At 73.6% G+C, this 14,262-nt stretch carries 13 protein-coding genes; 4 read left to right on the top strand and 9 right to left on the bottom strand.

The window, feature by feature from the left end; genetic code table 11:
* Positions 1 to 47 precede the first annotated feature (47 nt).
* From AB0B61_RS10500 to AB0B61_RS10510, 3 genes are all read right to left on the bottom strand, one after another.
* Positions 48 to 824: an SGNH/GDSL hydrolase family protein gene (locus tag AB0B61_RS10500; protein ID WP_358430504.1), complete on the bottom strand. Its 777-nt coding sequence runs from the start codon at positions 822 to 824 to the stop codon at positions 48 to 50.
* Positions 821 to 3,103: a xanthine dehydrogenase family protein molybdopterin-binding subunit gene (locus AB0B61_RS10505; protein WP_358430506.1), complete on the bottom strand. Its 2,283-nt coding sequence runs from the start codon at positions 3,101 to 3,103 to the stop codon at positions 821 to 823. The genes AB0B61_RS10500 and AB0B61_RS10505 overlap by 4 nt, the downstream gene beginning before the upstream one ends.
* Before the next feature lie 116 nt (positions 3,104 to 3,219).
* Positions 3,220 to 3,507, bottom strand: a complete 288-nt coding sequence (locus AB0B61_RS10510; RefSeq protein ID WP_358430508.1) for a hypothetical protein — start codon at positions 3,505 to 3,507, stop codon at positions 3,220 to 3,222.
* 69 nt (positions 3,508 to 3,576) lie between these two features.
* On the opposite strand from AB0B61_RS10510, the gene AB0B61_RS10515 reads away from it, so the two are divergent.
* Positions 3,577 to 3,888, top strand: coding sequence for an MSMEG_6728 family protein (locus tag AB0B61_RS10515; protein ID WP_358430511.1), 312 nt, complete (start codon positions 3,577 to 3,579; stop codon positions 3,886 to 3,888).
* On the opposite strand, the gene AB0B61_RS10520 is transcribed toward AB0B61_RS10515, so the two are convergent.
* The 3 genes from AB0B61_RS10520 to AB0B61_RS10530 form a co-directional block, all read right to left on the bottom strand.
* Positions 3,881 to 4,978, bottom strand: a complete 1,098-nt coding sequence (locus AB0B61_RS10520; protein WP_358430514.1) for a Dyp-type peroxidase — start codon at positions 4,976 to 4,978, stop codon at positions 3,881 to 3,883. The genes AB0B61_RS10515 and AB0B61_RS10520 overlap by 8 nt on opposite strands.
* Positions 4,975 to 5,502, bottom strand: coding sequence for a copper chaperone PCu(A)C (locus AB0B61_RS10525; RefSeq protein WP_358430517.1), 528 nt, complete (start codon positions 5,500 to 5,502; stop codon positions 4,975 to 4,977). Before AB0B61_RS10525 ends, AB0B61_RS10520 begins: the two co-directional genes overlap by 4 nt.
* 128 nt (positions 5,503 to 5,630) lie before the next feature.
* Positions 5,631 to 6,173, bottom strand: a complete 543-nt coding sequence (locus tag AB0B61_RS10530; RefSeq protein ID WP_358430519.1) for an MFS transporter — start codon at positions 6,171 to 6,173, stop codon at positions 5,631 to 5,633.
* Between the two features lie 107 nt (positions 6,174 to 6,280).
* On the opposite strand from AB0B61_RS10530, the gene AB0B61_RS10535 reads away from it, so the two are divergent.
* From AB0B61_RS10535 to AB0B61_RS10545, 3 genes are read left to right on the top strand one after another with little or no spacing between them, the layout of a single operon-like run.
* Positions 6,281 to 6,877, top strand: a complete 597-nt coding sequence (locus AB0B61_RS10535) for a TetR/AcrR family transcriptional regulator (protein WP_358430522.1) — start codon at positions 6,281 to 6,283, stop codon at positions 6,875 to 6,877.
* Positions 6,874 to 7,248 carry a VOC family protein gene (locus tag AB0B61_RS10540; protein WP_358430526.1) on the top strand — a complete coding sequence of 125 codons (375 nt, stop codon included), beginning with the start codon at positions 6,874 to 6,876 and terminating at the stop codon, positions 7,246 to 7,248. Before AB0B61_RS10535 ends, AB0B61_RS10540 begins: the two co-directional genes overlap by 4 nt.
* A gap of 42 nt (positions 7,249 to 7,290) precedes the next feature.
* Positions 7,291 to 7,992 carry a hypothetical protein gene (locus AB0B61_RS10545; protein WP_358430529.1) on the top strand — a complete coding sequence of 234 codons (702 nt, stop codon included), beginning with the start codon at positions 7,291 to 7,293 and terminating at the stop codon, positions 7,990 to 7,992.
* A 40-nt stretch (positions 7,993 to 8,032) separates the two neighbouring features.
* Here the strand turns inward: AB0B61_RS10545 and AB0B61_RS10550 are convergent, their stop codons facing one another.
* The 3 genes from AB0B61_RS10550 to AB0B61_RS10560 form a co-directional block, all read right to left on the bottom strand.
* Positions 8,033 to 10,624 (bottom strand): LuxR C-terminal-related transcriptional regulator, encoded by a 2,592-nt coding sequence (locus tag AB0B61_RS10550; protein ID WP_358430531.1) that lies wholly within the window; start codon positions 10,622 to 10,624, stop codon positions 8,033 to 8,035.
* Between the two features lie 48 nt (positions 10,625 to 10,672).
* On the bottom strand, positions 10,673 to 10,834 hold the full coding sequence (locus tag AB0B61_RS10555; protein WP_358430534.1) for a hypothetical protein: 162 nt from the start codon (positions 10,832 to 10,834) through the stop codon (positions 10,673 to 10,675).
* Positions 10,835 to 10,917: 83 nt separating this feature from the next.
* On the bottom strand, positions 10,918 to 14,232 hold the full coding sequence (locus AB0B61_RS10560; RefSeq protein WP_358430537.1) for a BTAD domain-containing putative transcriptional regulator: 3,315 nt from the start codon (positions 14,230 to 14,232) through the stop codon (positions 10,918 to 10,920).
* Positions 14,233 to 14,262: the final 30 nt, after the last annotated feature.

Raw genomic sequence — 14,262 nt, forward strand, 5'->3', positions numbered from 1 at the left:
GGTTCGGCGACCCAGCCCTGCTCCCAGGGGTCCCGGTCGCGGCGGGGTCACATGGGAGGTGGCGGCACCGGGCCGAGCTCGGGGCGTTTGGCGACGCGCCCGTCCCCCGAGGACCGGCCGCGCAGGCGCCGGTAGATCCAGGGCCCGGCGAAGCTCGCGACCCAGCGCACCTCGGCCCCGGCCACCCGCCAGCGCGCGGCCGGGGGGAGCGGGGTGAGCGGGACCGACCAGGTGTCGTCGCTGCCGGGCAGCCCGATGGCGTGGGCGATGGCGGCGGCGATCCTGGCGTGGCCCAGCGGGCTGGCGTGCAGCCGGTCGCTGCTCCACATCCTGGCGTCGGTGCTGAAGGAGTGCGGGAAGGTGTCGACGACGATGACACCGTGGCGGGCGGCGGCGGCCTGGATCCGGGCGTTGATGTCGATCACGCGGGGGACCAGCCGCCGGGCCAGCGGCGCTATCTTGCCGATGTCGGGGAAGGTCACGGTCACCACGCACGCGCCGGACGCGGTGAGCTGGGCGAACATGTCTTCCAACGCCGAGGCGACCGCGGCGGCGTCGAAGCCGGGCCGGACGAGGTCGTTCATCCCGGCCATCACCGTGGCCAGGTCCGGCCGCAGCCGCAGCGCCGGGCCGAGCTGCTCGTCGCGGATCTGCCCGGCCAGGCGCCCGCGGACGCCCAGATTGGCGTACTGGACGTCGGGGTTCGCGGCGGCCAGCTGCTCGGCGAGCCGGTCGGCCCAGCCGCGGTGGCCCCGGATGTCGTCGCCGTCACCGAGGCCCTCCGTCTGGCTGTCACCGAGGGCGACATATCGGGCGTAGGTCATCCAGAGAGTAGAGCCCACAAGACCGCCGGGGTCAACGGCGTTCCCGTCACGCGGTCGGCGATCTCCGGCAGCGCGGCGGCGACCGCGTTGCCGATGGCCGCCGGCGGGCCGATCGTCCCCGACTCCCCGGCGCCCTTCATGCCGCCCGGCGTGCGCGGCGAGGGCACCTCCAGCGTCGCGAGCCGGATGTCGGGGATCTCCCGGGTGGTCGGCAGCAGGTACTCGGCGATCGGCTGCCCCTCCTCGGTGTAGACGATCTCCTCCGTCAGCGCCATGCCGATCCCCTGCGCGATCCCGCCGAGGACCTGGCCCTCCACGATCGCCGGGTTGACCAGCACGCCGGAGTCGTTGACGGCCCAGTAGCCCTCGACCTCGACCGCTCCGGTCTCCGGGTCGACCGCGACCGCCGCCGCGTGCGCCCCGTAGGCGTATGTCATGTCGGCCGGATCGTAGGAGACCCGCTCCTCCAGCCCGGGTGCGGCCCCCTCGGGCAGGTCCCAGCCCCGCCACGCCGACGTGGCGATCTCCCGCAGCGTCAGCGACGCCTGCGGATCCCCCTTGACGCGTACGACGGAGTCGACGATCTCCAGATCGGCCGGCGCCGCCTCCAGTCGATGGGCGGCGATGGCCACGATCTTCTCCCGCAGCCGGTCCCCGGCCAGGGCCAGCGCGCCACCGCCCACCGCGAGCGAGCGGCTGGCGATCGACCCGATCGAGGAGTACGGCGTGGCCGAGGTGTCGCCCAGCACCACCCGCACCCGGTCGAGCGGCACCCCCACCCGGTCCGCCGCGATCTGGGACAGCGCCGTCTCGATGCCCTGCCCGACCCCCGACACACCCGACGCGACGACGACCGAGGCGTCCTGCTCCATGCGCAGGACCGCGGTCTCGAAGCCCCCGGCCAACATGCCCATGGCCTTCATACCCATGGACGAGCCGAGCCCGGTGCCCTCCACGTGGCAGGAGTAGCCGACGCCGCGCCTGCGTCCGTCGTCACGGGACGGGGGAGTGACCAGGTCGCGCAGGGTACGCAGGGCTAGGGGATAGTCGCCCGAGTCGTACGCCTGCCCGGTCCGGGACGTACAGGGGAGCTCGTCGGGGCCGAGCATGTTGCGCAGTCGCAGCTCCACCGGGTCGGCGCCGAGCCGCCTGGCCGCTTCGTCGATCAGCCGCTCCCTGGTCCAGGTGGCCTCCGGCTGGCCGAATCCGCGATAGGAGCCGGTCGGGGTGGTCGTCGTGACGACGGCGCGCAGCCGTACCCCCACCCGGTCGAAGCGGTAGGGGCCGGGCAGCAGCGTGGCGGTCACCGCGAACGGCGAGATGCCGACGTTCGACGGGTGGCCGCCGAGGTCGCCGACGACGTCGGCGTGCAGCGCGACGAAGCGCCCGTCCGCGTCGAGCGCCAGGCGGGCCCGGTGTACGGCGGCCCGCGAGGGCAGGGTCGAGGCGAGGCGGTCGGTGGGCGACTCCGTCCAGCTCACCGGGCGGCCCAGGCGCATGGCGGCCAGGCAGATGAGCACCTCATCCGGATACAGGTGCTCCTTCCCCCCGAAACCGCCGCCCGCGTCGCCGGTCACGACGCGCACCCGGTCGTGCGTGAGCCCGAGCGCGTCCGCGGCCTGCTCGCGTACGTGGTGCGGGGCCTGCGTCGAGGTCCGCACGGTGAGCTCGCCGTCGGTGAAGTCGGCGACGATGCCGCGCGGCTCCAGCGGGTACGGCGTGGCCCGGCCGAACGTGCACGTCATCTCCACCACGTGCGCGGCCCCCGCGATGACCGCGTCGCAGTCCTGGTCGCCGAGCGTGAAGTCGGTCAGCACGTTGCCGCCCCAATCCGGGTACAGCAGCGGGGCATCACCGGCCAGCGCCCGCTCGATCCCGATCACCGGAGGCAGCGTCTCGTAGCCGAGGTCGAGCAGGTCGGCCGCGTCCCTGGCGGCCTCCGGCGTCCGCGCGACCACCACGGCGAGCGGCTGGCCCACGTAGCGGATCGCCTCGTCGAGCGCCAGGTAGGAGGTGACGGGCTGGCCGGGGCTCAGAGTGACGCAGGGCAGGCGGACCGCGGCCGCGTCGGCCGGCGTGATGACGTCGAGCATCCCCTCGATCGTCCACGCCTGCTTGGCGTCGCAGCTCACCAGCCGCCCGTGGGCGATGGGGCTGCGGACGACGACCGCGTACGCCATGGCGGGCAGCCGGACATTCGCGACGTAGCGGGCGCGTCCGGTCAGCAGCCGGGCATCCTCGCGGCGGGGCGTCCTGGCACCCACATAACCTTCAGGCATAGCCCGATTGTGAGCGTGCGCGGACGGCCGGTCCATCGACACACGGGTGTCACTCGGCTACCTCTTGTGTCACCCGGCCGCCTCTTGTGTCATCCGGCTGCCGCCCGGCACGGGTGTTACCCGGCCGCCTCCCACACGGCCTCGAAGGCGGCCCCGGTGATCTCGGTCAGCTCCCAGATCTCCACGGCCTGCTCGGTGAGGAAGCCGTGCTCGTCCTGCAGATGGCGCCACCAGTAGCGGTGCGCGGCGCGATCGGGTCCGATCTCGACCTGCCTGACCGCCCAGTGCTCGCCCTCGCCCTCGACGGTCTCGAACAGCCATAGGCCGCCGCGCTCGTCGTCGCCGCGCCAGTGGTGGCGCGGCAGGTCCGACTCGGTGAGCTGCTTGATCAGGTCGGGAAGCACGGCTCCACTCTAGGTTGATCGCGAGCCGCCATGGGTAGCCGGTGGGCATGAGGCGACCACGGGGCAGCTGTGCAGACGTTCCTGCCTTATCCCGATTTCGCGCGCACCGCTGCGGTCCTCGATCCGCTGCGGCTGGGTAAGCAGCGGGTCGAGGCCCTGCAGATCCTGCGTGCCCTGACGATCCCCGGCTACGGCTGGCGGCACCACCCGGCGGTGCGCATGTGGGCGAGCTACGAGGAGGCCCTGGTGCGCTCCGCCCTGCTGCGCAAGGAGCCCGGCTTCTACCGGCCGCTGTTCGGCGACGAGCCCGACGACCTGGACTACGTCTGGCCCGCCTCGGGCCGCCCGCCCTCCTGCCTGCCTGGTTCGCAGGTCACTTGAGCAGGCCGTCTCCGATCCAGCCCTCGGGTGCGCAGCCCGGTGGGATGGCGAAGACGGCCGAGCCGACGGGTGTGATCCACTCGTTCAGCAGGTCGCCCTTGGCCAGGTTGCGCTGGATGGGAACGAACTGCCGGTCGATGTCCGCCTGGTAGGAGGCGAACAGCAGCCCGGAGTCCGATTTTCCGTCCGGCGTGAGCCCTTCGTCGTAGTTGTAGGGACGGCGCAGGATGCGCAGCCCCGGGTCCGTGACGTGGGCCCGCCTGACGTGGGCGTACTCGGAGATGATCGGGAAGCCGAGCTTGTTCACCTGGCTGTAGTCCGCCTCGTCGCGTTCCGCCCGGCCGGTCAGCGGGGCGCCCGTGTCGAGCCGGCGGCCGATCGTGAACTCCCTGGCCACCCGGTCGGCGGCGTCCCAGGACTCCAGGCTCATGCGGATGCGCCGCAGCACCAGGGTGGTGCCGCCGCGCAGCCACGCGGGCCCTTGGGAGATCCACACCGCCCGGTCCAGGTCGGCGGGCTGGACCGTACCGTCGACCTGGCCCATCAGGTTGCGCCGCGTCGCGCTCTGGAAGCCGCGCTGAACCCAGCGGACCTTGGCGAACGCGCGGGCGTCCTTGACGATCATCCGCAGCGCGTGGGCGACGGTGACCCCGTCGTCCGCGCAGATCTGTACCAGCAGGTCGCCGCCGCTCCACCGCTTGTCCAGCTTGTCGATCGTGAACGACGGCAGCGGAGCCACCGGCGACTCCGCCTTCACCGCCGCGAACAGCCCCGGACCGAAGCCGAACGTGATCGTCAGCCGGGCGGCCGTCGCGGCCAGCTCGGGCTCGGTGTCGGCCAGCGCGGGCCGCCCCTGGGTGAGGCGGCGCGCGTCGTCGGTCAGCAGCTGGAGGAGTCGTACGACGGCCTCCTTGTCGCTGTCCGGCGACAGATCGAGGCCGACGAAGACGGCGTGCGCCTGCGGAGGCGTCGCGATCCCGGCCTGGTGGGGCCCATGGAAGGGCTCGACAGTGGCTTGTGCGGGGGCTGCGGTCAGGGCGCCGACGGCCGTCAGAGCGCCGCCGGCGATGAGACCCCGGCGGCTGATCACTTGTGGCCCATGCCGGGCTGGTAGTCCTCCTTGCCACCGGCGAAGTCCTTGCCGATCGCGGTGAACTCCAGCGGCTCGCCGCCCTTGACGGTGAGCGTGAACGGGATCCGGGCGCCCGGCAGCACCTCCTGCGCGACGCCCATCAGCATGATGTGGTCGCCGCCGGGCCGCAGCTCGTGCGTGCCGTGCGCGGGGATGACGAAGCCGCCCGCCTTGGGCCGCATGATCATCTTGCCGCCGGACTCCACGACCTCGTGCAGCTCGATCTTCGGGGACAGCGGAGAGGCGCCGGAGACGATCGTCACCTCGGCGTCGGTGTTGTTGACCAGCGTGCCGAAGGCGGCGCTCATCCCCTTCTTCGCGGTCTTCACCCAGGGGTCGGTGATCGTGAGGGCCGCGGCGGTGGGGGACTGCTGGGCAGCGGCGGGGGACTGCTTGGCCGGTGCGGCGGCGACCTGCGCGGAGCCGCAGCCCGTGAGCGCGATGGCGGCGGCGGCGAGCAGCAGGGCATGGCGAGAGAACATGAGGGAATGCCTTTCTCCACCCGGTACGGCACGCCGAAGCGCGCCCTGCCGGGCGTGGTCATCGAAACGAGGTCATCGAAACGAGGTCATCGAAACGAGGTCATCGAAACGAGGTCATCGAAAAGGGGTCAGCGGGTTTCGACGACCATCGGCGGACCCCGCCCGGAGACCACATGCCGCAGCACGGCGGAGCGGAAGACCGGTGGCTCCGCCGTACACGGAGCCGGGAACGGCGTCCGGATGACGGGCAGCAGCACGACCAGCAGCCGTATGGCCAGACGGCGCAGCAGCCCCCAGAGCAGGGCCTCGCCGCGCGCCAGCCACAGGGCGGTCAGCCCGATCGCCCAGCCGTGCGCGACCAGCATGCCGAGACCCGGCACCAGACCCGAATGCGCGTGACCTGTCGCCGCGATCGGCGAGGCGGCATGAGCCAGCGAGAACAGCAGGTGCATGACCACCTGGAGACCGCCGAGCAGCGGCAGGATCGCGCCTACGGTCCGCTCGCGCCCCGACAGCGGGAAGGCCGCCGCGAACGACAGACCCAGCGCGGCGCCCATGGCCGGCGCTCCGACCGTGCCGCCGCCGAACACGTGCGCCGCCACGCCCAGCCCAAGGCACACCGCGGCGAAGGCCGAGGTGCGGGCGAGGCGGAAGGGGAGGCCGGCGGTCACAGTGCCGTCATCATGCCACGGCCATGGATCGCCTTGCGATCAAGCATCGGAGTGAATACTCACTCCACTCTTGACGGAGTGAGTATTCACTCCGTACCGTGGTTCGCATGAGTGAGAACCCAGTCCGGCGCAGGGCGCCGGGAATGAGCCCGGAGGAGCGCCGCGCGATGATCATCGCCGCCGCCCTCCCCCTGGTGGCCGAGTACGGCACCGCCGTCACCACCAGCAAGATCGCAAGGGCGGCGGGCATCGGCGAGGCCACCGTCTTCCGCGTGTTCGCCGACAAGGACGAGCTGCTCGACGCCTGCATGGCCGAGGCGATGCGGCCCGACCACGTGGTCACGGAGCTCGCCTCCATCCCGCTCGACCAGCCGGTGGCCGACCGGCTCGCCGAGGCGGCCGACGCGCTCGGCGCCCACCTGGCGCGCATGGGCACCGTGGCCGGCGCCCTGCATTCCAGCGGCCACCGGAGCGGTGAGCGGGGCGCCCGCCCGCAGCCGGGCAGCCGCGAGGCGTCCATGGACCTGATCGGGGACGCGATCGCCGACCTGCTCGAACCGGACGAGGCGGCACTGCGGCTGCCCGCCGCGCAGGTGAGCAAGGTCTTCCTGAGCCTGCTGTTCACCCGGTCGACCGTCCTGCCCACGAGCCAGCTCGTCGAGGTGTTCCTGCACGGAGCCATCAAGGAGAAGGAGCCGGCGTGAGCGTGTCCCTCAACCACACGATCGTCCCCGCGGCCGACAACAACCGGGAGGCCGACTTCTTCGCCGACATCATGGGGCTCGAGCGCCTGCCGCCTATGGGGGCCCGCGGGCACTTCGCCCCCGTGCGGGTCGACGAGCGGCTCACGCTCGACTACATGACCGTCGACAATCCTGAGGGGCACCACTTCGGGTTCGACGTCGATCCCGCCACGTTCGACGCGATCCTGGCCCGCATCCAGGAGCGCGGCGTGCCGTACGGGAACCACCCCGCGACCCCAGACAACGGACGGATCGACCACCCGCTCTGCCCGCGCGGACTGTTCTTCACCGACGCGGTCCGCAACCTCTACGAGATCATGTCGCCCGAGTAAGCGCCCAACACGACTGCTTCTCGCCCGGCATAATGGCGCTCAATGCCGAAATTACAAGACCTGGCGGATTATGCGGCGACCATGGGTCCCGTCATCGGCGCGGTCCACGTGAACGTGCACGCCTCGGCTCGCGCGCAGGACGCGGGGCTGCTGCCCGGCTTCCTGATCGACCTGCGCTTCACGCTCCCCCTCCGCCCGCTGAGCCGCCGCTCGCTCGCCACGATCTACCGGTACGGCGACGCGGCCGAGCTCGACGCCGAGATCCAGGACCACCTGGACCTGGGCATGCTGGAGGAGGACGGCGGCGGCGCGCTGCGGGCGACGGCCAAGGCGCTGGCGTTCATCGACGGCCTCTACGCCGTGCACGCCGCCACCACCGAGCGGATCTGGGCGGGCCGCGACCTCAAGACGCTCGCCGACCTGGCCGGACGGGTGATCGGCGCGGCCCAAGCGGATCCCGGTGGCGCCTTCGCCGCGATGGCGCCGCCGTACGAACCGGTGGGTACGCCGGCGGGTGTGCTGCTGTTCAACCGGCTCGCCGCGCTGCGCTACCACCGCGCCGACTCGCACGCCGCCGCCTGGCGGGCTGCCGGCCTCACCGCCGCCGAGATCGTCGTGCTCGGGCCGGGGCCGCTGCGCGACCGGATCGAGCATGAGACCAACCGGCGGGCCGCCGAGCCGTACGGCGTGATCACCGAGCGCGAGCGCGCGCTGTTCCACGACGGCCTGCTGGCACTGGTCTAACCAGGCCCGGCCCGCTCAGAGCGAGCCGGGCAACCCCCGCTCAGAGGGAGGCGAGTAACCGGCCCACCTCCGCACGGTCGTTGACGCCGAGCTTCTCGTACACGGCCTGCAGGTGGTTCGCGGCCGTCCGGGTGGAGACCGTGAGCCGGGCGGCGATCTGCCGGTTCGTCAGGCCGGCCGCCGCGAGCTGGACGATCTCCCGCTGGCGCGGCGTCAGCTCGGGCGTGGCCAGCTCGACCAGCGCGGGCGTGGACACCCCCGGGCAGCGCCTGGCCAGTGCCCACGCCCTGGTCTGCGCCCCCTTGGCCAGGGCGCCCCGGCCCAGCGCGCGGTAGGCGGCGGACTCCTGGGCGGTGGCCTCGGCGGCGTACAGGATCATCCCGAGCCGCTCGAACCCGGCCGCCACCGCACGCAGTTCGTCGGGGTCGCCGGTGGCCCGCGCGTGCCGGGCCAGGAGCCTGGCGAGGGATCCGTCCATACGTTCGGCCAGCGCGGAGAGGCGGTCGGCGGCCAGCGCGGGAACCCCCAGTCGCACCAGGTCGTGCAGCGCGAACATCAGGTGCCCGGACTGCTCGTGCTTCTCCGCGGCATCGGCCGCCGACAGGCACAGGCGTACCGCCTCGTCCAGGTCCCCGCTGCTCGCCGCCACCCACACCCCGGCCTGCAGCGTCGGATAGCGGGTGAACACCCATCGGGAGGCGAGCTCCTCGGCCTCGGCCTGCAGGCCGCGCGCCTCCGCCGTCCTGCCCAGCAGCGCCAGAGCGTGCGCCTGCTCGGCCAGGCACCGCCCCCGGTACGGGGAGCGGTCGTACAGTCCGGCGGCGTCGTCGCGGCTCCAGCGCACGGCGCCCTCGGCGTCGCCCCGCAGCCTGCTGACCAGCGCGCGGAACGCCCCGAACCCGGAGACCGACAGCTCGGCGGCGGCCAGCTCCATGCCGTAGTCGGCGGTGCGTTCCGCCGCGTCCAGCCGCCCGGCGAACGTCTCGGCCGCGCAGCGCGCGTCGAGCATCGTCGGCAGCGCGTGTGGCGTCTCGTCCCCCCAGCCGTCCACCCCGGCCAGGGCCTGCTCGACGACCGCGATGGTGTGCTCGGTCCGTCCCGAGTAGGCGCTGGTCCACGAGTCGAGCGCGGCCATGTGCGCCGCGCCGCGCACGGTGATCGGCGAGCACGCGCGGGCGCGCTCGAGCGACTCGACGGCTCGGGTGGTGCGGCCCGCCCAGAACTCGGCCACGCCGAGGTAGATGTGCGCCTCCTGCTGCCAGGCCGAGTCGGTGAGCGTACGCGCCGCCTCGCCGAGCACTCGGCACGCCTCGGTGAGCGAGCCCGCCCAGGCGTGGTTGAGTCCCAGGCTGATGGCGTGCTGGGCGCGCTCGCTCTCGGTGACCACCGCCGGTGCCGTCTGCCGCAGCGCCGTCAGCGCGGCGTCGGCGTCACCGAGCACCATGAGCGCCTCGCCGAGCAGCGCGACCGCGGCCACGCTCGGCCCCGCGTTCATCGCCGCCCTGGCCAGCCGCGCGGCCAGGCGGGGATCCTGCCTGGCCCAGGCCAGCCGCGCGGCGACGAGCAGCATGTCCGGGTCGGTGGTCGAGCCGCTGTCGAGCCGCCACACGGCCGCGCGCAGCACGTCCTCGCGCCGCCGCAGCCCGCTCGCCTCGAGCGCCTCGGCGAGCATCCGCAGTCGCCGCCGTGTGCGCAGCGTGCCGCAGCCGCCGCGTACCACCTCGCCATAGAGCGGGTGGCCGAGCCGCAGGTGCTCGCGCTGCACGTCACGTACGGCCACGATCAGCCCGCGGTCCTCCACCCGCTCCACCGCGATCGGCGAGGTGAGCGAGACGAGCAGGTCGGTGCCGAGCGGCTCGCCGAACGCCACCAGCTCCAGCACCTCCCGCTCGTCCTGGTCGAGGTGCCCGATCCTGGCGTCGACCAGCTCGCGCAGCCGGGTGGTCATCGACAGCTCGCCCTGCCAGCGCCACTGCCCGTCGGTCTCGGTCAGGCATCCCGAGGTACGGCCGGCGTGCACCACCTCGCGCAGGTAGAGCACGTTCCCCTCGCTGACCCTGGCCAGGTGCCTGACGGTCTGCCCGGCCACCTCCCCGCCGAGTGCTCCCGCCAGCACCTCGCCGACCTCGGCCACGGTCAGGGGCGGCAGCTCGACCCGGCGGAGCAGCTCGTCCTTCCACAGCGCGGCGACCGGCGCGGGCAGCGGCTCACCGCTGCGTACCGTGACCAGCAATCTCGCGGCGCCGCTCTCCGCCAGGTGGTGCACCAGCGCCGCCGAGGCCGCGTCGAGCCGGTGCGCGTCGTCCACGCTCACCAGCAGCTCGTCCCGCCCCGCGCTGATCCGCAGGTGCCGCGCGGCCCAGCGCAGCAGGTTCTCCCCGCTGCTGGGCGGTTCGGTCAGCGCGTGGGCGAAGGCGCCGAACGGGATCGCCGCCGCCGTCTCCGTACCCAGCGCTCGAACCACCCCGTACCCCTCCAGGCCGGACAGCGCCTGCGCCGCCAGCCTGCTCTTGCCCACCCCCGCGTCTCCGGCGATCATCACGCCCGCCCGCGACCGCAGTGCCTCCCGTACGGTCGCCAGCTGGCCCCCTCGCCCGACGAACGGCCATGTGCTCCCCAGCTGCTCGCTCATCGTGCCTCCTCTCACCCTCGATGATGGTGAACGAGGTTCGCGGGAGGTTCAGGGCTGATCTCGGGTCAAACCGGCGGCGGAGAGCAGCAGGTCGACGATCGCCTCGCTCCCGCTGAACGGCACCGGCTCGCCACCGACTTCTTCGAGCAGCCCGCGGAGCTGGCCGCCGGACTGCTCAGGCTCGACCAGCCGTACGATGACCGTCCTCATTTCGGCACCATCTCCCCGACCGGTTCAGGCCAGGTTCAGGTGAGCCGGAGACGGGCTGCTCAGGTGGGTTCGAGGCGGGCTGCTCAGGTGGGGTAGGGCGCGGGCTCGACCTCCAGCTCGCGCATCCGCTCGGCGTACAGGGCGTAGCGCCGCCGCGCGTCGCCGCGCCGGCCCGCCGAGTCCAGCACCCGGACCAGGCCGAGGTGGGCGCGCTCGTCGTAGCGGTCGCGTTCGAGCAGGCGCAGCCAGTAGCGAGCCGCCTCGTCGTGCCGCCCCTCGCCCGCTCGTGCCGTCGCGAGCCTGGCCGCCGCCCGCACGTACGCTAGCCGCGCCTCCTCCCGCAGGCCCACGGCCCAGTCGGCGTACGGATCCTCCTCGCAGAAGTCGCCTCCGTAGGCGGCCTCGGCCTCGGCCCACCGCGCCAGCGCCTCCGCCGCCCGCCCCGCCTGATCCAGTTGCCCGGCCGAGCCCACCAGGTCGAGGAAGTCCTCCACATCGACGTCCACGTTGGCCAGATCGAGCCGCAGCGCCCCCTCGTCGGAGACGACGAACTCGTCCGCCGGACGTACATGAACCGGATCGAGCACCGCCCGCAGCGTGGACACCATCACGTTCAGCCGCTTCAGCCCGACCGCGTCGCCCTGCTGCTCCGGCCAGAGGATCTCCACCAGCCGCTCCCTGCTGACCGCCGAGCCCCGGCGGCTGACCAGGATCTTCAGCAGGTCGCGGGCCTTGCGCGACTGCCATGCGGTACGCGCGACGGGCACCGCGCCGCGCAGGACTCGGAACGTTCCCATGGTCTCGACCCGCACGCGCGCCTCCGCCACCGGCGTGAACCGGCCGACCAGCGCGTCGATCCTGGCGTCGAGCGCCCGGCAGCCGATCGCGTGCATGCGGCTCCTGACCTGATCCGCGACCTCCCTGCCGGGCACCGCGTCGCCCAGCGCGGCCCTGACCAGCTCGGCCCTCGCCCGGCCGATCGGATCGCCGAGCGCCGACCACCGGCGCACTGCGTCGTCGGCCAGCCGGGAGTCGCCGTCGAGCTCGGCCCGTAGCTCCACCATCGCGGCCTGCGCCGCGTGGTCCCTGCGCCGTACGGCGACGGCCTCGGCCTCGGACAGCAGCGCCCTGGCCTCGTCGTACCGCCCGGCCGCCAGCGCGACCCGGGCCGCGACCAGCCTGGCGTCCACCCCGGCGATGCCCTCCGCGTGCTTCAGCGCCCGCGCGGCCACGCGCGCCGCCTCGTCGGGATCGTCGTCCGTGAGCAGGACGGCCAGCTTGTTCAGGGCGTTGGACAGCTCCTGGACCTCGCCGGACGCGCCGGCGTCCGCGATGATCCGCCGGTAGATGGCCATCGCCGATCTGCGGTCGCCGCGCAGCACCTGGACGTCGGCCAGCCGGATCAGCCCATAACCGACGAACCGCGACCCCATCGCCTCCCATCTGGCCGCCGCGTCCGCGGCGTCGATCGCCGCCTCTTCCAGCCGGCCGAGCCCGATCAGCGCCTTGGCCCGGTTGGCGATGTTCAGCGCGGCGTACGGGGCGAACGACACCAGATCCGACAGCCTGGCCGCGATCTCGACCTCCGCCAGCGCCCTGGTGTAGGCGGCCTCGTCGAGGTGACAGGAGGCGCGATTGGCCCGGATGCGGATGAGCTGGACGACGTCCCCGGCCCGCTCGGCGTACTCCAGCGCCCGCAGGTAATAGGCGTCGTTGGCCCGCCGGTCGCCGTCGAGCGAGGCGAGCATGGCCTGCACGGTGTTGGCCGCGGCCAGGGCGCCCGGATCGCCCAGCGCGCTGGCCAGCTCCAGCGCCCGGTCCGCCAGCTCGGCGCAGCCCGCCCGATCCCCCTTCAGCCAGAGCACCGACGCGGTGGAGGCCGCGCACATCGCCGCGTCGGCCGGCGGCAGGCCGTACTCGAAGCCCTTGGTGTAGATGGCGATGGCCGAGTCGAGGTCGCCGCGCAGATGGTCGATGAGGCCGAGCCGCCGGGCCAGGAACGCGTCGAACGCCGAGGTCGCCGCCGCTCGGGCGAGCAGGTCGCGCGCCCGGGTCCAGTCGCCGCGGTTCTGCTCGGCGATGCCCGCGAGTCGTTGCATCGCCGGCGCCTGCCTGATCGGCTCGGGCAGCAGGGCGAGCGCCGCCACCACGTCGTCGCCGCGCTCGGCCAGGCGCAGGCCGTGCGTGCCGAGCAGCGAGGTGACGAGCGTGCTGTGCCGGGTGGCGACCGCGGCGCGCAGGGCCAGCTCGGGCTGGTCGTGCTCGACGTACCAGCGGGCGGCGACGGCGGCCGTGTCGTGGGCCTCGTGCCGGTCCAGCGGCGCGTGCGCGGCCAGGACGTGGGCGCTGGTGGCGGTCAGCCGGTATCCGCTGGGCGGGGTCGGCCGGTGCGCGCCGGCCGTGGGGTGGTTGCCTGTCCCGTTCGGCTGGTGTTCGTTGGCCGCGCGGTGGGTGCCCGTCGAGGCGGTCCCGGCCCGGTGTCCGTCGTGGCCGGCTTCCAGGAACAGGCCCCGGCTGGTCAGCGAGGCCAGCGTGTCGGGCGGGGCGCCGAGCGCGGCGGCGAGGTCGTCGGTGAGCACGGGCAGCACGGTCGCCGCCCGCAGCAGCTCGCGCATCGTCGCGGGCAGGTCGTCGAACGCCGACAGCGTGAGCCGCTCCAGCGTGGCGGAGGTGGCGGCCAGGCCGGCGGCCGTACCCGGCCAGGCGGCCGGATCGGTGCGGGCGAGCGCGTCGAGCGCGGCCCGCACGGCGGCGGGCCAGCCGCCGCAGGCGTCGTGCAGCGTGGCGGCGATCGCCGCCCCCGGCTCGCCCAGCCGCTCGCGCGCCCAGGCCGTGGTCTCGCCGATCGTGAGCGCGAGGTCGGTCGCGTCGAGGTCGAGCACCTCGTGATCCTGGCGGAGGCGGGCGGTGGGGAACGGCAGCGGCGCCCGTGAGGCGGTGACCACGTGCAGGTGGCGCGGGGCCGCCCGGACCAGCGTCTCGACATAGCGTACGGAGCCGGCCGCGCCGATGATCGTCTCGATGCCGTCGAAGACCAGGGCGAGTCCCCGGCGCAGCCGCCCCGCCAGCGCCTCGGCCAGCGCGCCCGCCAGCGCCGCCGCCCGGGACAGCTCGTCGGCGTCCGGCCCGAGCGGGGATTCGGCGGCGGCCGCTAGCTCGGCGGGCAGGTCAGGAACCACCTCCGCGAGGGCCGAGACCAGCGCGCCGGCCAGCGTGGTGAGGTCGCGATCGGCGGGCCCCAGCCGGTGGAGCACCGCGCCGACCGCCTCACTCCAACTCGTCAGCGCGATCGACTTGCCGTAGCCCGTGGTGGCCACCAAAGTGGTCAGCCTGTGCGTCAGCGCCCCGTCGAGCCGCCGGTCGAGGGCGGGACGGGGTCGCACCCACCCACGTTCCACCCACGCATGCTACGCCGGGGATCGCGAACG

This window comes from Nonomuraea sp. NPDC049158 (genome assembly GCF_040648335.1).
Taxonomy (GTDB): domain Bacteria; phylum Actinomycetota; class Actinomycetes; order Streptosporangiales; family Streptosporangiaceae; genus Nonomuraea.